At 62.0% G+C, this 17,107-nt stretch carries 14 protein-coding genes and 2 tRNA genes; 10 read left to right on the top strand and 6 right to left on the bottom strand.

Annotated elements, in window-relative coordinates:
* Positions 1–182 precede the first annotated feature (182 nt).
* The 3 genes from AACP59_RS07360 to AACP59_RS07370 all read right to left on the bottom strand — a co-directional run bounded on the left by AACP59_RS07360 (position 183) and on the right by AACP59_RS07370 (position 2,633).
* Positions 183–530 (bottom strand): phenylpyruvate tautomerase MIF-related protein, encoded by a 348-nt coding sequence (locus AACP59_RS07360; protein WP_339350550.1) that lies wholly within the window; start codon positions 528–530, stop codon positions 183–185.
* A 159-nt stretch (positions 531–689) separates the two neighbouring features.
* Positions 690–1,196: a GtrA family protein gene (locus AACP59_RS07365; RefSeq protein WP_297317028.1), complete on the bottom strand. Its 507-nt coding sequence runs from the start codon at positions 1,194–1,196 to the stop codon at positions 690–692.
* A 111-nt stretch (positions 1,197–1,307) separates the two neighbouring features.
* Complete coding sequence (locus tag AACP59_RS07370) at positions 1,308–2,633, bottom strand: MFS transporter (RefSeq protein WP_297317029.1); 1,326 nt, start codon at positions 2,631–2,633, stop codon at positions 1,308–1,310.
* 281 nt (positions 2,634–2,914) lie between these two features.
* Here AACP59_RS07370 and AACP59_RS07375 point away from each other — a divergent pair, with 281 nt between their 5' ends.
* The gene (locus AACP59_RS07375) at positions 2,915–3,571 is read left to right on the top strand and encodes a histidine phosphatase family protein (RefSeq protein ID WP_297317030.1); all 657 of its coding nucleotides are present in this window, start codon (positions 2,915–2,917) and stop codon (positions 3,569–3,571) included.
* Positions 3,572–3,645: 74 nt separating this feature from the next.
* A complete protein-coding gene (locus AACP59_RS07380) occupies positions 3,646–4,521 on the top strand; it encodes a hypothetical protein (protein ID WP_339350553.1) in 876 nt (291 codons plus the stop codon).
* Between the two features lie 144 nt (positions 4,522–4,665).
* Here the strand turns inward: AACP59_RS07380 and AACP59_RS07385 are convergent, their stop codons facing one another.
* The 3 genes from AACP59_RS07385 to AACP59_RS07395 form a co-directional block, all read right to left on the bottom strand.
* Positions 4,666–5,628, bottom strand: a complete 963-nt coding sequence (locus tag AACP59_RS07385; RefSeq protein WP_339350555.1) for a DUF805 domain-containing protein — start codon at positions 5,626–5,628, stop codon at positions 4,666–4,668.
* A gap of 140 nt (positions 5,629–5,768) precedes the next feature.
* A complete protein-coding gene (locus AACP59_RS07390; RefSeq protein ID WP_339350557.1) occupies positions 5,769–6,539 on the bottom strand; it encodes an ABC transporter permease in 771 nt (256 codons plus the stop codon).
* Positions 6,536–7,636 (bottom strand): ABC transporter substrate-binding protein, encoded by a 1,101-nt coding sequence (locus tag AACP59_RS07395; RefSeq protein ID WP_339350596.1) that lies wholly within the window; start codon positions 7,634–7,636, stop codon positions 6,536–6,538. The genes AACP59_RS07390 and AACP59_RS07395 overlap by 4 nt, the downstream gene beginning before the upstream one ends.
* A 419-nt stretch (positions 7,637–8,055) precedes the next feature.
* Here AACP59_RS07395 and AACP59_RS07400 point away from each other — a divergent pair, with 419 nt between their 5' ends.
* From AACP59_RS07400 to AACP59_RS07435, 8 genes are all read left to right on the top strand, one after another.
* On the top strand, positions 8,056–9,078 hold the full coding sequence (locus tag AACP59_RS07400; RefSeq protein WP_339350558.1) for a LacI family DNA-binding transcriptional regulator: 1,023 nt from the start codon (positions 8,056–8,058) through the stop codon (positions 9,076–9,078).
* A gap of 242 nt (positions 9,079–9,320) precedes the next feature.
* Positions 9,321–10,628: an MFS transporter gene (locus tag AACP59_RS07405; RefSeq protein WP_339352932.1), complete on the top strand. Its 1,308-nt coding sequence runs from the start codon at positions 9,321–9,323 to the stop codon at positions 10,626–10,628.
* A 40-nt stretch (positions 10,629–10,668) separates the two neighbouring features.
* Positions 10,669–11,517, top strand: a complete 849-nt coding sequence (locus tag AACP59_RS07410) for an MBL fold metallo-hydrolase (protein ID WP_297317037.1) — start codon at positions 10,669–10,671, stop codon at positions 11,515–11,517.
* A 365-nt stretch (positions 11,518–11,882) separates the two neighbouring features.
* The gene (nrdD, locus tag AACP59_RS07415; RefSeq protein WP_297317038.1) at positions 11,883–14,294 is read left to right on the top strand and encodes an anaerobic ribonucleoside-triphosphate reductase; all 2,412 of its coding nucleotides are present in this window, start codon (positions 11,883–11,885) and stop codon (positions 14,292–14,294) included.
* Positions 14,295–14,400: 106 nt separating this feature from the next.
* Positions 14,401–15,126 carry an anaerobic ribonucleoside-triphosphate reductase activating protein gene (gene nrdG, locus AACP59_RS07420; protein ID WP_297317039.1) on the top strand — a complete coding sequence of 242 codons (726 nt, stop codon included), beginning with the start codon at positions 14,401–14,403 and terminating at the stop codon, positions 15,124–15,126.
* 83 nt (positions 15,127–15,209) lie between these two features.
* Entirely contained in the window at positions 15,210–16,736 is a 1,527-nt protein-coding gene (gltX, locus tag AACP59_RS07425; RefSeq protein ID WP_339350560.1) for a glutamate--tRNA ligase, read from the top strand.
* A 70-nt stretch (positions 16,737–16,806) separates the two neighbouring features.
* Positions 16,807–16,879: transfer RNA gene (locus AACP59_RS07430), tRNA-Glu, on the top strand.
* 41 nt (positions 16,880–16,920) lie between these two features.
* Positions 16,921–16,992: transfer RNA gene (locus AACP59_RS07435), tRNA-Gln, on the top strand.
* The last annotated feature ends 115 nt before the right edge of the window (positions 16,993–17,107 follow it).

Consider the following 17,107-nt stretch of genomic DNA (forward strand, 5'->3'; position numbering starts at 1 on the left):
GGAACGGATTGGAATTGCCGGACAGCCCACGCTCAGGACAACCCTTGTGCGGGACAAACCCTCGTGCGGGACAAACTCGCGTACGGACCCCACGTTCAGGACAGTCCATGTTTCAGGACAGTCCCGCCCAGGTCAGGCTGGATCAGCTTGGTCCGCCTTTGTGCAGGTTCCGGTGGGGCTGATCAGAAGTTGCTGCCGTTCCAGCCCCAGTCCGTGGTGGCCGTGTAACGGATGTAGATCCGATCCTCGGGGATGGACAGCTCGGTGTCCAGAGCCTCCATGATGGACCTGGTCAGGCTCTCCCAGGCCGACCTGGGAACGTCCGTGCCGAAGACGTTGACCTCCACGTAGGCGGCGGGCTTGGAGTCGTCGCCGGCGAAGTAGATGGGCATGTCGGACTCGAAGGGGCACATAAGCCACCCCTCGGACTTGCCGGGGACGGCGGTGATGGCCTTGCCGTAGGCGGTCTTGATCCGCTCACGCTGCTCTGCGTTGATCGGGGTGCTGACATGGGTGTGAATGACGGGCATGGTGGTTCCTTCCTGACTGGATTCTCGGCGACCACTGAAGGTGGCTGCCGATACCCCCAATACTAGACGGTGCCGGTCAGCCCCGGGCCTCATCCGAGCAGGTCCGCCAGTCATGGGAACAAGGACCATGGCAAGGAACGGGCTTGCCCTCGGAGCGGTTCAGTCCCATCCGAAAGGACGATGTGTCAGGGACCAGGCGCCCAGCCGGTGGGCCATCGAGGTCTCCTTGACCGGCTTCCCGGGGGCCGGGGCGTCCAGGAGCCACTTGCGGATGATGAAGTTCCAGATGGCCACGACCACGGTGGCCACGATCTTGGCCGCGTTGGAATAGAGGACGTACCTGCCGTGCATGGTGTGGATGGCGTCTGCCGGCAGCATGGCCGTTCCCATCCAGAGGATGATCTCGTTGATGCCCAGGCCGATGACCGAGGAGATGAGGAAGACGACCACCTCCATCCACCGCGCCATGTCATCGCGGTGTTTGAAGACGAACTTCATGCTGGCCAGGTAATTGAAGGCCAGGGAGATCAGGAAGGATATGGCCCCGGCCAGCACATTGTTGAAATGGGCCAGGATGATCAGCAGGTTCATGATGCCGATGTCGATGATGAAGGCGATGGCACCCACGATGCCGAATTTGAAAAGCTGCTCGATCAGTCTGCGCATAAGACACCATTGAACCATCCCCCGGCAACCAGGTGGAACCTGCCGGTGAATTGCACGCAGAAACCTTACGACGTCCGTGCCCGGCCAGGTCGCAGCCAGGTCAGGCGGGACTCAGGCCCTGAGCTCCGTCAGGATGGGCTTCTCGGTGCTGTCCCTGATCTGCCTGAACCCGACGAAGGCGATGGCCAGGGAGGTCAGGGCCAGGGCCGTGACCACCCCGAATCCACCCTGGGAGCCGTACCGGTCGATGAACTGGCCGGCGATGGCGGATCCGGCCGAGGACCCGATGGAGTTCATGGCGCTCAGCCAGGCCATTCCCTCGGTGAACCTGACCGGGGGGACCAGATGGAGCATGAGCTGGTTCCCGTTGATCCAGGTCGGTGCCTGGCAGATTCCGATGACCAGGTAGATGAGCATGATGGTCCAGAGGTCCCGGGCGAACAGGAAGGTGCCGATGCCCAGGTTGACCACCAGGAGGCAGAAGTAGAAGCGCTTCCAGAGGGGGATGGTCCAGCTCTTGGCCCCGTAGAGGAGGGCGCCGATCAGGGAGCTGAAGGAGAAGCAGGCGAAGACGAACCCGGTCATCTGCTTCATGCCCTGCTCGGTGGCGAAGGAGATGATTGAAATCGAGGCGGCACTCTGGAAGGCGCCCAGACCGAACCAGGTGACGCAGACGGCGATCATACCGGAACTCCAGAAGGCGCTCTGTCCATCCTGTCCCTGCAACTCGGCCGCCCTGGCGGCCTGCCTGGCCCGGTACTCCTTGCGGGTGATGCCATGGGCCTTGGCCAGACCGGTCTGGGAGGGAGGCTCCGTGGTGGTGACCGAGAGGAACATCCAGGCACCGACCAGGACGCAGACCCCGGTGAAGGAGAAGGCCAGGACCCCGGAAATGACGGCCAGGATGGAGGCCAGGGGGTTCCCGATGACCCACATGGCCTCGTCAAAGACCCCGGAGAGGGAGAGGGCCTGGTCGGTGGCCTTCCTGTTTCCTTTGAGGAGGTTGGTCCACCGGCTACGGCTCATGGCCCCCCAGGGCGGTATGGCCGCCATGAATGGGGTGATGCAGAAGAGCAGCCAGGCCGGTGCGTGCGAGGTGATCGAGGTGATCAGTGCGGCGGCGGCGATCATCCAGACCACCACGGTCGGGATGGAGACCTGGCGCTGGCCGAACTTGTCGACCATCTTGCCCAGAATCGGACTGACCAGGGCCAGGGATATGGCCTGGACTGCGGTCAGGGCCCCCGCCAGGGAGTAACTGCCGTAGTAGTGCTGGACCGAGATGGTGATGGTCATTCCGACCATGGGGAAAGGCATGGAGGCGATGACCGAGCCGACGGCGAAGCGGGCCGTGTGGGGCATACGCAGGAGTTCCGCGTAGCCTCCGAAAATACGATGGCCGACCTGGCTCAGCGCGGCCTTTACCTGTTGTGGCATTGCTGTTCCTACCCTCTTCCCCTGCTTGTATGCCTCATCTATCCAGCCTCGGTCAAGCATGTCATCGGGCGGCATCGATCCAACCCGGACCTGCACGGATGGCGCTGGTCACCTAGGCGAATCCCCGCATGAATCGGCAGGGAGGGGTTGGATTGACGACTGTAGAAGACTGTTAGACTGGTACCGTCCCGGACCGCTGCAACAGGTCTCGGAACTGGTACCAGTCTATCCCGAGCTCTTGTCCTGGAGGACGTCCCGGGGAGTCACCGGGAGGAGGTCACTTGCCTGCAACGACCATTCATTTCGTCCGCCATGGTCAGGTATTCAACCCCGACCACATTCTCTACGAGCGTCTTCCGGGCTTCCATCTGTCCGAGCGTGGGCGGGGAATGGTCCGGGCCACAGGCAGGTTCATGGCTGAGGCACCCGGGTTCAGGGATATCGCAGCCGTCTATTCCTCCCCCCTGGACCGGACCAGGGAGACCACTGCCATCCTCCTGGAGGAGATCAACCCCTCCAGGAAAGCGTGCGGGCTGGAACCCTTGGAACCGAACTACGACAAACGTCTGATCGAGGCCGGCAACGACTTCCGTGGCAAGCGGATCGGCAGGGGGTCGGGGGCGTTCTGGTATCCGTCGAACCTGAAGCTGGTCCTCGACCTGTCCAAACCGAGCTGGGGTGAGAGCTACCGGCAGATAGCACGCCGTGTTTCGGACTTCGTCTACGAAAAAGTGGGGGAGTACCCCGACGCGCAGATCGTGGCCGTCTCCCACGAGTCGCCCATCTGGACCTTCCGCCACCTCCTGGAGACGGGTCGACCCGAGCACAACATGCTACGTCGCGGCACGGCCCTGGCTTCGGTCACCTCCATCACCCTGGACTGCAGGTCCGGGAAGGTGCTGGGTATCACATATGCGGATCCGGCTGCTGGTGTGTAGCGCCTTTCCCGGTGGCATAGGATGGCAGAAGAACCACAGCGCGGATTGGACCGCGACTCAGGTAAAGGAGCGTGATGATTGTGGTCTACGAGCAGGATCTGGTCGAGGAGCTGGCATCCAGACCGTCAATGGGGGAGGCCGTCCAGGCCGGTGTCGATCTGATTGACCTGTGGCCCCTGACCGATGCTTCCCGGCTCAGGAACGACGCCAGGTATGCCGAGACCCTCCAGGTGCGGATCACCAGGATTCTGGCCCGGATCATGACCGGGCAGGATGTGACCATCCCTGATGCCGAATACGTCTATGAGGGGGCGGAGGATATTCCCGGCCGCCCCCAGGATCTGGTTGATGCCCTCTTGGCCGCGAATGATGCATACGAAGGCATGGTCGGCGGGGCCGCCCAGGGGCAGTCGGGCAAACTGGTCCAGGCCGCCCGGACCCTTCAGGCGGGCTGGAGCCAGGAGGAGACCAAGGCCACCTGTGACCTGGTCGATCGGTTTGGCCGGGAGGTCACTCCGGAGGGGGAGGCCCTGGAATCCTCGTCCGAGCAGGCTGAGGTGGGCCGCCGCCTGGCCACCTCCATGGTGGCCCTGGCCCGGTTGGCCAAGGCCCTGCATGCCGATGCCGATCAGGCGGTCAAAATCCTCCCGGTCCTGCTCTACCTGAATGAGCTCAACGAGCGGATGGGCATCCCCAGGGTCTTCCTGACCGATGACCAGATTCGTCGACTCCTGGGTGAGGCTGTGTCCAAGTCGGTTCAAGACCTGGCGGATACCCTGGCCCCCCTGGTGACCGCCGAGTGGAAGAAGCACCTGGATGAGGTGGTCTGGGACCCGGAGGAGGCCAAGCGCAAGGCCAAGGAGGATGACGAGCGTAAGAGCCGCGAGGCCCTCCAGGCCAAGTTCGCCCATGTTCCCGAGGATCCCGACAAGCCTCCGGTGGAGCTCTGAATTCCAGCCCTGCAAGCGCTGCTTACAGGTAAACCCGCCGAGCCCGCAGATTCCCCTGGCCTGTCGATGACCTGTTTGGTATCGGGGGGTCGTATGGCTGGCAGCTGTTGGCCGGGTAGCCATGCTCCTTTCGGTTCCGGGGCATCAGCATGACCGGTCGAACCTGGCGCCTTTCGGGTTGCTGGGCCGGAGCATGAGGATGATCACGGCAACGAGTCCGCCCAGGCCGATGATGCCTCCCGAGAGGAGGAAGGGGGCATAGGGCATGGATGAGCCGAACAGGGTTGAGGCGAAAGCCACGGCTCCCAGAGTCAGAAGTGTGGTGCCTACAAAGGTGGTGCCCAGAAGCAGGAGGCACCAGAAGCCGGACATGTTGCTGTCATGCAGTCTACGTACGGTGACTGCAATATTGGGAACGATGAGGGCCAGCAGGGCCAGGGTCATCAGTGACGAACCGAAGCCACCGAGAAGTGGGGCCAAGGCGCCGATGGCGACAATGACCAGGAACTCCATCAGAAAGGCCCACCAGTATTCCCCTCGGGATGCGCGCCCGGAGAAGGTCGCATACTTGAGGAAGAACCGCTTGCAGGCATTGACGAAGTCGACACCATACCAGGGTGCGTTGATCGGTGGTTCGCCCGTGTAGGCGTACCCGGCCCCGACGGGGTAGGCAGGGGTCTGCGGAATCTGTGGCCTCGCACCGGGCTGGGGGTAAAGGGGTTCCTGATACGCGTTCTGGGGGTATCCCGCCGGCCGACCATAGGGTTGGCCTTGGTAGGCGGGCTGTACAGGAGTCGGTTGGTATGTCGGCCATGCCGCACCGGATTGAGGCGCTCCCGGGATCTGTTGTCCCCGGTAGGCGGGCTGTACAGGGTCCGGCAGCACGGGCGAGGGCTGCTCCAGGCATCCCGATTCGTTCGGATATGACGGGTAGGTGCCGGGCTCTTCCTGGTGTCCCTGGTTGTCCGTCGGGGTCTGTCCTGCCCCGTACGGTTCCTGGGATGCGGGGTCGGGGGTGCTGCCCGCGGACTGGATGGGTTGGCCCTGATCGGACTGCCACCCGGAAATGGGTTGACCACCCTCGTAGGAGTTGTCTGGTTGGTTCATCGATGCTTCCCTTGCATGTTGAGTACGGTATCCCCTCGAATTGTTTTATATAAAAGGTATACAGACACTATCACATGAGCCTTTTGGCTCCTGCATGCCCTTGTACCCTTCGCCGACGATTGACGGTTTTTCCGCTCCGCTCAATCCTCGCCGGGGCCACCCAGGAGGAGGCGCTCCACCAGGGTGATGAGGGCCAGGAGGATGGCCGTCAGGATGATGATGACCAGGGTGGCCGAGAAGATCAGGGATGTCCTGAAGGAGTTGAAGGCCGACTGGAGCCAGATTCCCAGACCGTTCCGGGCACCCAGGTACTCCGATGTGGCTGCGGTGGCGAAGGCGTAGGCGGCGCTGATCCTCAATCCGCCGAAGACCTGGCGGGCCGCCACCCTCAGTTTCACGTGCCAGAGGGCCCAAGCCTTGGTCGCCCCGCAGTTCAGGGCCACGTCCTGGTAGAAAGGCGGCACCGCATCCAGACCTCGGCAGGTCTGTACGACGATGGGAAAGAGGGCGAATACGGCCACGATGATCACCTTGCCCAGGGGTTCGAATCCGAACCAGATCACGAAAAGGGGGGCGATGGTGATCAGGGGGATCATCTGGGCCCCGGCGATCAGGGGGTAGATGGCATCGTGGAGGGTTCGCCAGGCGTGGATGGCCAGGCCGGTCACCAACCCCAGGACGGAGGCCAGGAGGAAACCCAGGAACCCCTCCATCCCGGTGATGGCCGTGGCCGGAGTCAGGTCGTCAAGGTTATCGAAGGTGGCCTGGACGATCTGGCTGGGGGAGGGAAGGACCTGGTCGGGCACCCTGCCCAGACGCACGGCCGCCTCCCAGATGGCCAGGAGGGCCACCAGGGTCAGGGTCGGTGCCAGAAATCGGGTCCACCCCCGCCTTGGTCCGGTCTCCCTCACTGCTTCGCCGCCTCCTTGACGAACCGGTCGGTCCACAGGTCGGCGGCCTGGGGCGCCTTCCTGGGATTCCCCCGCCTGGCGTCCTTGTAGGTGCCCGCCTTGAACTGGAAGTCCAGATAGCTTTGGGCGTCATTCATGTCGATCATGCCGCTGATGGCCTTCTGACCCGGCTGTTCCAGCCAGTACCCCTCCTTGACGATGCTCTCCATGGATTTCCTGGCCAGCTCCGGGTCGATGTTCGATCCCTTGGTCTCCTGGACCAGGATTCTTGCTGCCTCGTCCGGGTGGGCCAGGGCGTAGTTGTAGCCCTTCATGCTGGCGGTGACGAATTTCTGCAGGGCCTTCCGGTGCCCGGGCTGGTCCAGCCAGGAGCTCCTGACCACGAATCCCAGCTGGTCGGGATTGCCCGGCACTCCCCATTCCGACTGGGTGAAGCAGTGCAGGGCCGGGCCCTTCAGCTGGCTCTCCACCCCCTCCCAGTTGGCGTAGAAGCCGGCGAAGTCGCCCTTGCCGCTGGTCAGGGTGGCGAAGGTGTTGGTCCCGCTGGTCACCCGCTTGAAGTCGCCCCTGCCACCCGCGTACCGGATCATCTGTTTGACCACCGCCGTCTGCTCGGCGGACCCGAAGCTGACGAAGGTCTTGCCGTCGAAATCCCTGGGGGTCTGGATGTCGGTCCGGGAGGCCAGGGAGCACCAGCGTGCCACCGAGTGCTGGCCCAGGTTGAAGACCTGTTTCAGGCTGGACCCCTGGGAGTTGAAGGTGGCCAGGTTGCTCAGCTTGGAGAAACCCACATCGGCCACCTTGTTCTGAACCGAGGTCTCGGCCCCGGCCTGGGCGGTGGGCAGGATCCTGACCTCGACCCCGGCCTCCTTGAAGTAGCCCAGGTGCCGGGCCGTGTAGATGCCCACGTGGTTGGTGTTGGGGGTCCAGTCCAGCATGAAGGAGATGTGGGAGTCGTCATCCGCCTCGGCGTTCCTTCCCGCCCCGCAGCCTGCCAGTGACAGCCCCATGACCGTTGCGCTCGCCAGGGCCGTCAGCCTGAAGACCGGTCCCCGGGGCCCTTTTGCCCGGTCCATGCTTGCCTTGGATTCCCTCATTCCTGTCACCTTGCCTTCCCGGCACTCCCTGGTGCCCATGACCGGTGTGCTGTCTTGACGGGAAGGTGAGGAGCCCGCGCGACGTTCACGACCGGTGCTGCCGATCCATATACGAAACGTGTTGTGACACGGTTGCTGCCACCAACCGCGCGAACAAGACCATTGTAGAACCTACCATAAATGCGCAGCGGGGAAAGCCCGCCGTTGCGGATTGCGGGGGAAGGTCCGTGTGCGATCTCAGGTGAAAGGTTTTATCAACTCACCGTATACTGGTGATGCAAGAGGGAGCCTCTGACCCGGAGACATAGGGGGATGGAGGTGGCGAATGATGAGGTCGCTACGGGACCGACCATATCCGGCCGGGCCGAACCTGTGATTCGCGTGGAAGCATCGAGGGCGGTACAAAGGGGTTGGCGGTCATGGCACGTATAACAATCACCGATGTGGCCAGGCGGTCGGGCATGTCCATATCCACGGTCTCCCAGGCCCTGAACGGGACGGGGCGGATCTCCAAGCCGACCAAGCTCCTGGTCAGGAAGGCGGCTGATGAATTGGGGTACATACCCGACAGCCGCGCACGCTCCATGCGTTCCTCCCGATCCAGGGCGGTCGGACTCCTGGTCCCCGACATTCGCAACGCCTACTTCTCCGAACTGGTCTACGCCGTTCAGGACCAGCTCTACCGGAAGGGGTACGCCCCCCTGATCGGGGTCTCCTCCTGCGAGGAGTCACGGGCGGAGGACTTCTACCGGATCCTCCTGTCCAGGCATATGGACGGGGTCATCGTGGTCCCCGACGGGCCGACCTCGCCCATGCTGACCACCCTCCTCGCAAGTGACTTCCCCGTGGTCTTCGCCGACAGGCCGGAGACGAGCGCCCCCGATGCCCCCCTGGTCGATTCCGATCCGACCCTGGGGCTGGTCGGCGCCCTGAATACCTTGGTAGCCAAGGGGTTCGACCGGGTCGTCTTCGTGCCGGGGCCGGAGGAACGCTCCGCCACCTTCAGGGAACGTGAGCAGGCCTTCCTTGATCAGGCGGCCATCCACCCCTCCCTGCAGGGCCGGGTGGCGACTGACGGGTTCGGCTCCCAGGATCAGGCCAGGACCACCATGCTCTCCCTGGTTGATCAGGGGGTCCAGGCCTTCATCTTCGGATACTCGGGCGACGCCATCAGGGCCATCGCCGTCGGCAATGAGATTCGCGCCGACCACGAAGATATCTGTCTGATCTCCTTCGATGACCTGAAGCTCTTCCGTCTGGTTACCCCCCAGGTCTCCGTCATCTCCCAGCAGGTCGATGCCATGGGGAGGTTGAGTGTGGACATCCTTCTCTCCATCATCGACGGGGGTTCGGGTTCGGACCGGTCTCAGGACGGGCCGGCCATACGGAACCTTCGTACCCGCACCGAGACCAGGTTCATTCCCAGGGGGCTCCTGGCCTGACGGGGAGGGGTGCGCTGGCCTTTGCCCGAGCCCGGAAAACAGCGGAATCCGTCCCCGATCCATCTTCTCCGTGTCGGGGGAGGGGGGTAGCTTTTAGCCATGTGGTGCCAGGCGTTCATCATTGGCGAAAAGGAGTGAGTGAAACAAGCACCTGAAGGCGTTTGCTTGGAATGCAACCGGGTATCACACTTCATCAGTGCAATGCAGCATTGAGGTTTTACCTCATTCAAGGAGGTCGTCCAATGAAGTGGCTGTTGAATTATCTAGGTATGTCGCGAAAGAGTTTCGGCATCTTCCTCGTCATCACGCTTTCGACATGTATTTATTGGTTTTCCAGCATTAAGAGTGTTATTTACGAGCCTTTCCGTCAGGCTCTCGGTGTCAGTAACGCCCAGCTGGGCTTCCTGCTTGGTCTCATCGGTTTTGTGCAGATTTTCGGATATGCCCTTCTGGGGTGGCTCCAGGATCTGCTCCCCATCCGTAAGTTGATTGCGGTTGATCTGTGGGGATACGGTACTTTCGCCCTTATCCTGGGTCTGGTTCCCCATTTGCCCTATTGGTTCCTGGTTCTTGCCTTCGTCGCCTTCGGTTTCTTCGGTGATGCCATCTACTGGCCCACCATCCAGAAGTCGACCAAGGGTTTGGCCACAGAGAGGACCCAGGCGGCTGCGTTCAGCACCCAGGAGTGCATACGGTCGGCCATCGGGCTTGTGCTCAACGCCTGCACCCTTGGACTGTTCACCCTGGGTGGTTCGAAGATCTTCGGCGCCCGCATCGCCATGTGCGCCTACCCCATCTTCATGATGCTCTTCTCCTTCGTGGTTCTCCGGTTCATACCGAAGGATTTCCTCCATGAGCAGGGCAGGAGCGAGGGCAGGGCCAAAAACGAGAACGGCTTCAAGATGGTGCTTCAGGCCATGAAGCTCCCGATCGTCTGGACCACAGGGTTCGGCGCTGCAGCCACCTACCTGATCTATGTGGCAGCCAACACGTATTTCCTGCCGTTCGTCCAGGCATCCTTCAAACTGTCGGATGCCGCCGCGGGTCTGTTCGGCATCGTGAATTCCGGTCTGATGGGTCTGATCGCCGCCGCCCTGTCCGGCGTGCTTGCCACCAAGCGTTTCAGCACCACCCCGCAGTGGATGGCCCTGCTGTATGTCATCGTCGGCCTGGTCTGTGTCCTGGTCCTGGTCACTCCGCGCAGTTCCGGATGGATGATACCTGTCGTGGTCCTGTGCTGCCTGGTCACCTTCGTCTGCGTCGCCTTGAGGGCCGTTTATTATGCCCCCATCGGTGAGTACGGTGTGGATTCGGAGATTTCCGCGACAGCCATGTCGATCGCATCCTTCATCGGCTACTGTCCCTCCTTCTTCGCCTACATGCTCTTCGGCGCCATCATCGATGGTTTCGACACCCAAAAGGCCTATAACATCATCTTCGGTATGCTGGCGGCCTTCAGCGTTTTGGGCATTGTTGTCTGCCTCTTGGGCAACAGGGTCATTCTGAACAAGCGCAGGCTTGAGCAGGCCGCCTCTCCGGTCGTATCATGAGGGGCTTTCCAGACGGGATTTTCCAGCAAAGGAGCAAAGAATGAAATTTCAACACTTGGGAACCGCTGCCGCAGAACGTATCCCCGGAATCTTCTGCAAGTGTGACCTCTGCAAGTATGCCCGGAAGGTGGGTGGCAAAGAGATCAGGACCCAATCCCAGGCCCTGGTCGACGATGCCGTCCTTCTGGACTTCCCGGGCGATACCTATTTCCACTTCATCAAGGAGGACTTCGATCTTCCCTCCATTACCCAGCTTTTCATAACCCACTGGCATTCCGACCATTTCTATGGCGAGGATCTGGCATACCGAATGGATTCCTATGCCGATGACAATCCCACCCATATGGATGTCTACGGTTCCGAAACCGTCAAGGGGTTCTATGAGCGGGCCTTCTTCCTGGAGGAGCACTACGACTACAGCAAGCTGACCTACCATGCGCTCCATCCCGGTGACGCGGTCACCGTCACCGCCGGGAACGGGAAGGAGTACACCGTCCATGCCTTTGAGGCCCGGCATGGTCACCACTTCGGCGATTGTCTCTTCTACGGACTGACCGATGGGCGCTCCAGCCTGCTCTATGCGCATGACACGGCCTATTTCTATGACTCGACCTGGAAGGACATGGAGGAGGCGGGGCTCAAGTATGATTATGTGTCCCTGGACTGCACCCACGGCCTGACCGCGATGAATTCCGACGTGCATATGAACTTCGCCGACAATCTCCGTGTCCGTGACCGGATGGTCGGGAAGGGGCTGGCGGACTCGGACACCATATTCGTGTCCAACCATTTCTCCCATCACGGTGATGCCAGCTATGAGCAGATGCAGGCGGCCGCCGTCAAGGAGGGGTTCATCAGTTCCTATGACGGTATGGTGACCGAAATCTAGGTCCGTCGGGGGTATCGGAATCGGTCGTGCCATGGCTGGTGCGACCGATTTCCTTTGCCGCCGACAGAGGGGTGGGATGGACAAAAACCTGGGCGTGTTGTTGGGTGGCATGACATCAAGTGAGGGGTGCCCCTCGATTTTTCCCGATATGCCGCGGCTTTGTGCCTGGACGGGTTTTCCAGGATATGTGATTCAAGTCACAATCTTCATTGTTACACTATATCTAGTGCTCCTTTTTCGGTTCTCCACTAGATATTGGGGCACGAGGTGGTAGAGTGGTCTTGTCATCGCAGATGACAAGGATGTAGTTCGCGCCCTTGAAGGGTTGTGCGGACGTCGGTTTTTTAGCAATGCGAGGAGTGGCGATGAATACGCAGGTGGTGGCAAGCCGTGCAGAGGAGGAGGGCATCTCCGAGCATGACTCGGTCAATGGCATTCTGGTCGAGAAGCGTGACGGCCGAATCGTCGATTTCGACCCCGTCAACATCATGAATGCCATCGAGGCCGCCTTCAAGGACGTCATGGATGAGGTCGGTCCCGACGACCGCCAGGGGATCCGCAGGATGGCCCTGACCGTCCAGTCGGAGATCCACGACCGGTACACCAACCCGGTCAAGATCGAGGACATCCAGACCCTGGTCGAGCATGCCCTGGTCAATGCCCATCTCTACGAGATCGCCCGTTCCTACACCTCCTACCGCCTGGACCGCGACATCCAGCGCGCCAAGGCCACCGACGTGAACGAGGCCGTCCACCGCCTGACCAGCAAGGACGAGACCCTGGTCCGGGAGAACGCCAACAAGGACGCCAACGTCTACGCCACCCAGCGTGACCTCCTGGCAGGGGCCGTCTCCAAGGCTTCGGCCTTCAGCATGCTGCCCAAGGATGTCTCCAACGCCCACATGAAGGGCGACATCCACTTCCATGACGCCGATTATTCGCCCTTTACGGCCGAGACCAACTGCTCCCTGCCCGATTTCGGCGACATGCTGGAGCACGGGTTCGAGCTGGGCAACGCCATGATGGACTCGCCCAAGTCCATCGGCACGGCCGCCACCCAGATCACCCAGATCATCAAGGACATCGCGGGATCCCAGTACGGCGGCCAGACCGTCAACCGCTGCGACGAGATGCTCGACCGCTACGCCCGCCTGGACTACAAGAAGAACTATGCGATGGCCGAGGCCGTCCTGCCCGACGAGGAGCCCATCGAGGTGGCCAAGGAGGTCGTCCGCGGGCTCAAGGCCCGCGAGGCCGACTGGCTCCACCTGGATGACCGAACCCCCATCGGTGAGGATTCCCCCTTCGACCTGGATGCCCCCGAGATGATCCGCCTGCGTCAGGTCTATGCCAAGATCCTGACCCGGAAGAACATCTACGATGCCATGCAGACCATGGAGTACCAGATCAACTCCAACCGCGTCTCCAACGGGCAGACCCCCTTCGTCACCGTGGGCTTCGGCCTGGGCACCTCCTGGTTCGCCCGCGAGATCCAGCGTTCCATCTTCCTGATCCGCATCCGGGGCCTGGGCAAGGACCGCCACACGGCCATCTTCCCCAAGCTGGTCTTCACCATCAAGCACGGCCTGAACGCCGACGAGGGTGACCCCAACTACGACATGAAGCAGCTGGCCCTGGAGTGCTCCACCAAGCGTATGTACCCCGATGTGGTCTTCTATGAGAACCTGGTCAAGATCACCGGTTCCTTCAAGGCCCCCATGGGCTGCCGCTCCTTCCTCCAGGCCTGGACCAACCCGGAGACCGGCGAGGATGAAGAGGACGGACGCATGAACCTGGGCGTCGTCACCGTCAACATCCCCCGTATCGCCCTGGAGTCCCGCGGCGACAGGGACCGGTTCTGGAAGATCTTCGACCAGCGCATGGAGGTGGCCCACCACGCCCTGCAGTTCCGCATCATGCGCTGCAAGCAGGCCACGCCCATCAACGCCCCGACCCTCTATCAGTTCGGCGCCTTCGGCAGGTTGAAGCCCACCGACAGCGTCGACACCCTCTTCCGCAACAGCCGCTCCACGGTTTCGCTGGGATACATCGGTCTCTACGAGGCCACCAGCGTCTTCTACGGCAAGGATTGGATGCAGGACCACACCTGGGATCCGGAGGGCAAGGAGTTCGCCCTGAGCATCGTGCGCCGGATGAACCAGCTCTGCAAGCAGTGGGAGAAGGCCGAGGGCTATCACTATTCGGTCTATTCCACCCCGGCCGAGTCCCTGACCGATCGCTTCTGCCGCATGGACAAGGAGAAGTTCGGTTCCGTCGAGGGCGTGACCGATCACGACTTCTATACCAACAGCTTCCACTACCCGGTATGGCTGCGCCCCACCCCCATGGAGAAGCTCACCTACGAGCGTGACTTCCCCTATCTGGCCTCGGGCGGGTTCATCAACTACTGCGAGTTCCCCTCCATGCAGCAGAATCCCAAGGCCCTGGAGGCGGTCTGGGATTATGCCTATCAGATCGGCATCGGCTACCTGGGCACCAACACCCCGATCGACCACTGCTTCGTCTGTGGCTACGAGGGTGACTTCGAACCCACCGAGGAGGGTTTCAAGTGCCCCGAGTGCGGCAACGACGATCCCGAGAAGTGCAACGTGACCAAGCGCACCTGCGGTTACCTGGGCAATCCTGTTCAGCGGCCCATGGTTCACGGACGCCATGAGGAGATCGCCCATAGGGTCAAGCACATGGAGGGCGAGACCGGCCATGTGGTCCTGAAGGACGGCACCACCAAGGAGTGGTTCGACGACAAGGCCGAATAGGCCTTGATCAAGCAGTTCAAGAATCAGTACTGATGGCGGGCCATGCAGTGATGGCCCGCCATTTCCGTGTCCGGTGACCAGGCCGGACGGATTACGGAGGACGGCAATGGGCAAGCAGGGTGTCATGAGAAAGACCGGTGCCGCGGGTCATCGTGATTTCGCAGCCGACGAGCGGGGTCGGGGCCCGGGAATCCCCTCCCTGCTGACCAACAACCCCAAGGCGGGTCAGTGGGATGGGCGTCAGCTGAGCCGGGGCATCATCGCCGATTACAAGCGGTTGGTCATGACCGACGGGGAGGGCATACGGTGCTCCCTCTACGTCAGTGGCTGCCCCTTCCGCTGCCGGGGGTGTTACAACTCCTCCATCTGGGACTTCCGGGCGGGCCACCCCTACACCCAGAAGCTGGAGGACCAGATCATCAAGGACCTCTCCCTCTCCTATGTGCAGGGCATCACCTACCTGGGCGGGGAGCCCCTCCTCAACACCCCCATCCTGCTCAGGCTCTCCAAGCGGATTCGCCGGGAGTTCGGCCATGACAAGGACATCTGGTGCTGGACGGGCTACACCTGGGAGGAACTGAACCGGCCCGGGGAGACCCCGGACAAGGCCGAGCTGATCTCCTACCTGGACATCCTGGTCGACGGCCGTTATCTGGAGGACCAGAAGAACACCCTCCTCCAGTTCCGCGGGTCGTCCAATCAGCGCATCATCGACGTGCCGAGGTCCCTTGAGGAGGGGCATCTGGTTCCCTGGGCCAAGATTCACGACCAGACCAGGTTCATCCCGGAGACCTACAGCAGGAACAGGGACCAGGAACAGAAGCGGGGCTGACCGGGGGCGATGCTGGCCCTGCCCTGCCGGGATCGTCCGCGGCCTGTCCCTGAACGTCGCCTTGCCGGGGCACAATGGTGGCTATGACTGATGAGCATGATCACGACTCGAAACCCGAACTGCCCAAGGACCTGAGGGTACGGTTCTGCCCCTCTCCCACGGGCACCCCCCATGTGGGCATGGTCCGCACTGCCCTTTTCAACTGGGCCCAGGCCCGTCATTCCAAGGGAACCTTCGTCTTCCGCATCGAAGACACCGATGCCCAGCGCGACAGCGAGGAAAGTTACCAGCAGATCCTGGATGCTCTGAGGTGGCTGGGTCTGGATTGGGACGAGGGTGTTGAAGTGGGTGGCCCCGACGGCCCCTACCGCCAGTCCCAGCGTGGCGACATCTACCGCAAGGTGGCCCAGCGGCTCCTGGATGCGGGGTACGCCTACGAGTCCTATTCCACCGCTGACGAGATCAGGGAGAGGAACGTGGCCGCCGGCCGCCCCGAGGCCTTCGGGTATGACGGGTATGACCGCAATCTGAGCGAGGAGGAGCGCCTGGCCTTCCGCGACCAGGGTCGCAAGCCCGCCCTGCGCATCCGCATGCCCGATGAGGACGTGGCCTTCGACGACCTGATTCGCGGCCGCATCGAGTTCAAGGCCGGGTCCGTCCCCGACTATGTGATCGTCCGTCCCAACGGGGACCCCCTCTATACCCTTACCAACCCGGTTGATGACGCCATGATGCGGATCAACGTGGTTCTGCGTGGGGAGGACCTCCTCAGCTCCACCCCCAGGCAGATCGTCCTCTACCGGTACCTGATCGAGCTGGGCGTGGCCCAGGCCATGCCCCTCTTCGGCCACATGCCCTACGTCATGGGTCAGGGCAATAAGAAGCTCTCCAAGCGCGACCCCGAGTCCAACCTCTTCCTGCACCGGGAGCATGGGTTCATCCGTGAGGGGCTCCTGAACTACCTGGCCCTCCTGGGCTGGTCGATCGGCCCCGACCGGGACGTCTTCTCCATGGAGGAGATGGTCGAGCACTTCGACATCCGCGACGTCAAGGCCAACCCGGCCCACTTCGACATCGACAAGGCCATCGCCATCAACGCCGAGCACATCCGCATGCTGGAGCCCCAGGACTTCCTGAACCGTTCCCTGCCCTACCTGAAGAGGGACGGACTGGTCTCCGCCGAGACCTGGGACGACCTGACCGATCATGAGCGCCGGATCCTGGCTGCCGCTGCCCCACTGGTCCAGCCCAGGGTCCGTCTCCTGGGCGAGGTCTCCGGGATGATGGGGAGCCTGCTCAGCGATGCCGACTACATCGAGCCCGACCCGGATGCCCGCAAGCAGCTCAAGGACTCTGCCGGAGCCGTTCTCGACCTGGCCCTGCGGACCCTCCAGGAGGTGCCCGAGCAGGATTGGATCACCGACCACCTCCATGATCTTCTGACCCAGGCCCTGGTGGACCAGGGTGGCTACAAGCCCCGGCTGGCCTTCGGTCCCGTCAGGGTGGCCGTCTCCGGTCGTCGGGTTTCGCCGCCCCTCTTCGAATCACTGGAGATCATTGGCAAGAGCACAACACTCCAGCGTTTGACCAACTTGCGTCGGCACCTCTGAGCGGGTATATTGTCTTTTTGTTGTGCTGCTGACCTGTTGAACCGGGTCGGTGCGCTGCGGAAAAGTGAAAGCCCCCGTCGTCTAGCGGTCTAGGACTACGCCCTCTCACGGCGCCAACACCGGTCCAAATCCGGTCGGGGGTACGATATGCGGTAACCGTCCAAGCGGGTATTGCATAGCCAATTGGGGTATGGTGTAATTGGCAACACAGGTGATTCTGGTTCATCCATTCTTGGTTCGAGTCCAGGTACCCCAGCGAGCATTCAGCCGCGGTCTTTTCTATGAGGCTGCGGCTTTTCCGTCCTTGAGACCTTCTTCTGCCAGTGCCGGATGATAGACTTGGTTTTCTGACGGGCTTGCGCTGTCCGATT

The sequence above is a fragment of the Bifidobacterium indicum genome, assembly GCF_036987015.1.
GTDB classification, from domain to species: Bacteria; Actinomycetota; Actinomycetes; order Actinomycetales; family Bifidobacteriaceae; genus Bombiscardovia; species Bombiscardovia indica.

Coding starts and splice junctions, on each gene's coding strand:
- AACP59_RS07360 (WP_339350550.1), bottom strand. CDS start 530: ATGCCCGTCATTCACACCCATGTCAGCACCCCGATCAACGCAGAGCAG.
- AACP59_RS07365 (WP_297317028.1), bottom strand. CDS start 1,196: ATGCGCAGACTGATCGAGCAGCTTTTCAAATTCGGCATCGTGGGTGCC.
- AACP59_RS07370 (WP_297317029.1), bottom strand. CDS start 2,633: ATGCCACAACAGGTAAAGGCCGCGCTGAGCCAGGTCGGCCATCGTATT.
- AACP59_RS07380 (WP_339350553.1), top strand. CDS start 3,646: ATGATTGTGGTCTACGAGCAGGATCTGGTCGAGGAGCTGGCATCCAGA.
- AACP59_RS07385 (WP_339350555.1), bottom strand. CDS start 5,628: ATGAACCAACCAGACAACTCCTACGAGGGTGGTCAACCCATTTCCGGG.
- AACP59_RS07395 (WP_339350596.1), bottom strand. CDS start 7,636: ATGAGGGAATCCAAGGCAAGCATGGACCGGGCAAAAGGGCCCCGGGGA.
- AACP59_RS07400 (WP_339350558.1), top strand. CDS start 8,056: ATGGCACGTATAACAATCACCGATGTGGCCAGGCGGTCGGGCATGTCC.
- AACP59_RS07405 (WP_339352932.1), top strand. CDS start 9,321: ATGAAGTGGCTGTTGAATTATCTAGGTATGTCGCGAAAGAGTTTCGGC.
- AACP59_RS07410 (WP_297317037.1), top strand. CDS start 10,669: ATGAAATTTCAACACTTGGGAACCGCTGCCGCAGAACGTATCCCCGGA.
- nrdD (WP_297317038.1), top strand. CDS start 11,883: ATGAATACGCAGGTGGTGGCAAGCCGTGCAGAGGAGGAGGGCATCTCC.
- nrdG (WP_297317039.1), top strand. CDS start 14,401: ATGGGCAAGCAGGGTGTCATGAGAAAGACCGGTGCCGCGGGTCATCGT.
- gltX (WP_339350560.1), top strand. CDS start 15,210: ATGACTGATGAGCATGATCACGACTCGAAACCCGAACTGCCCAAGGAC.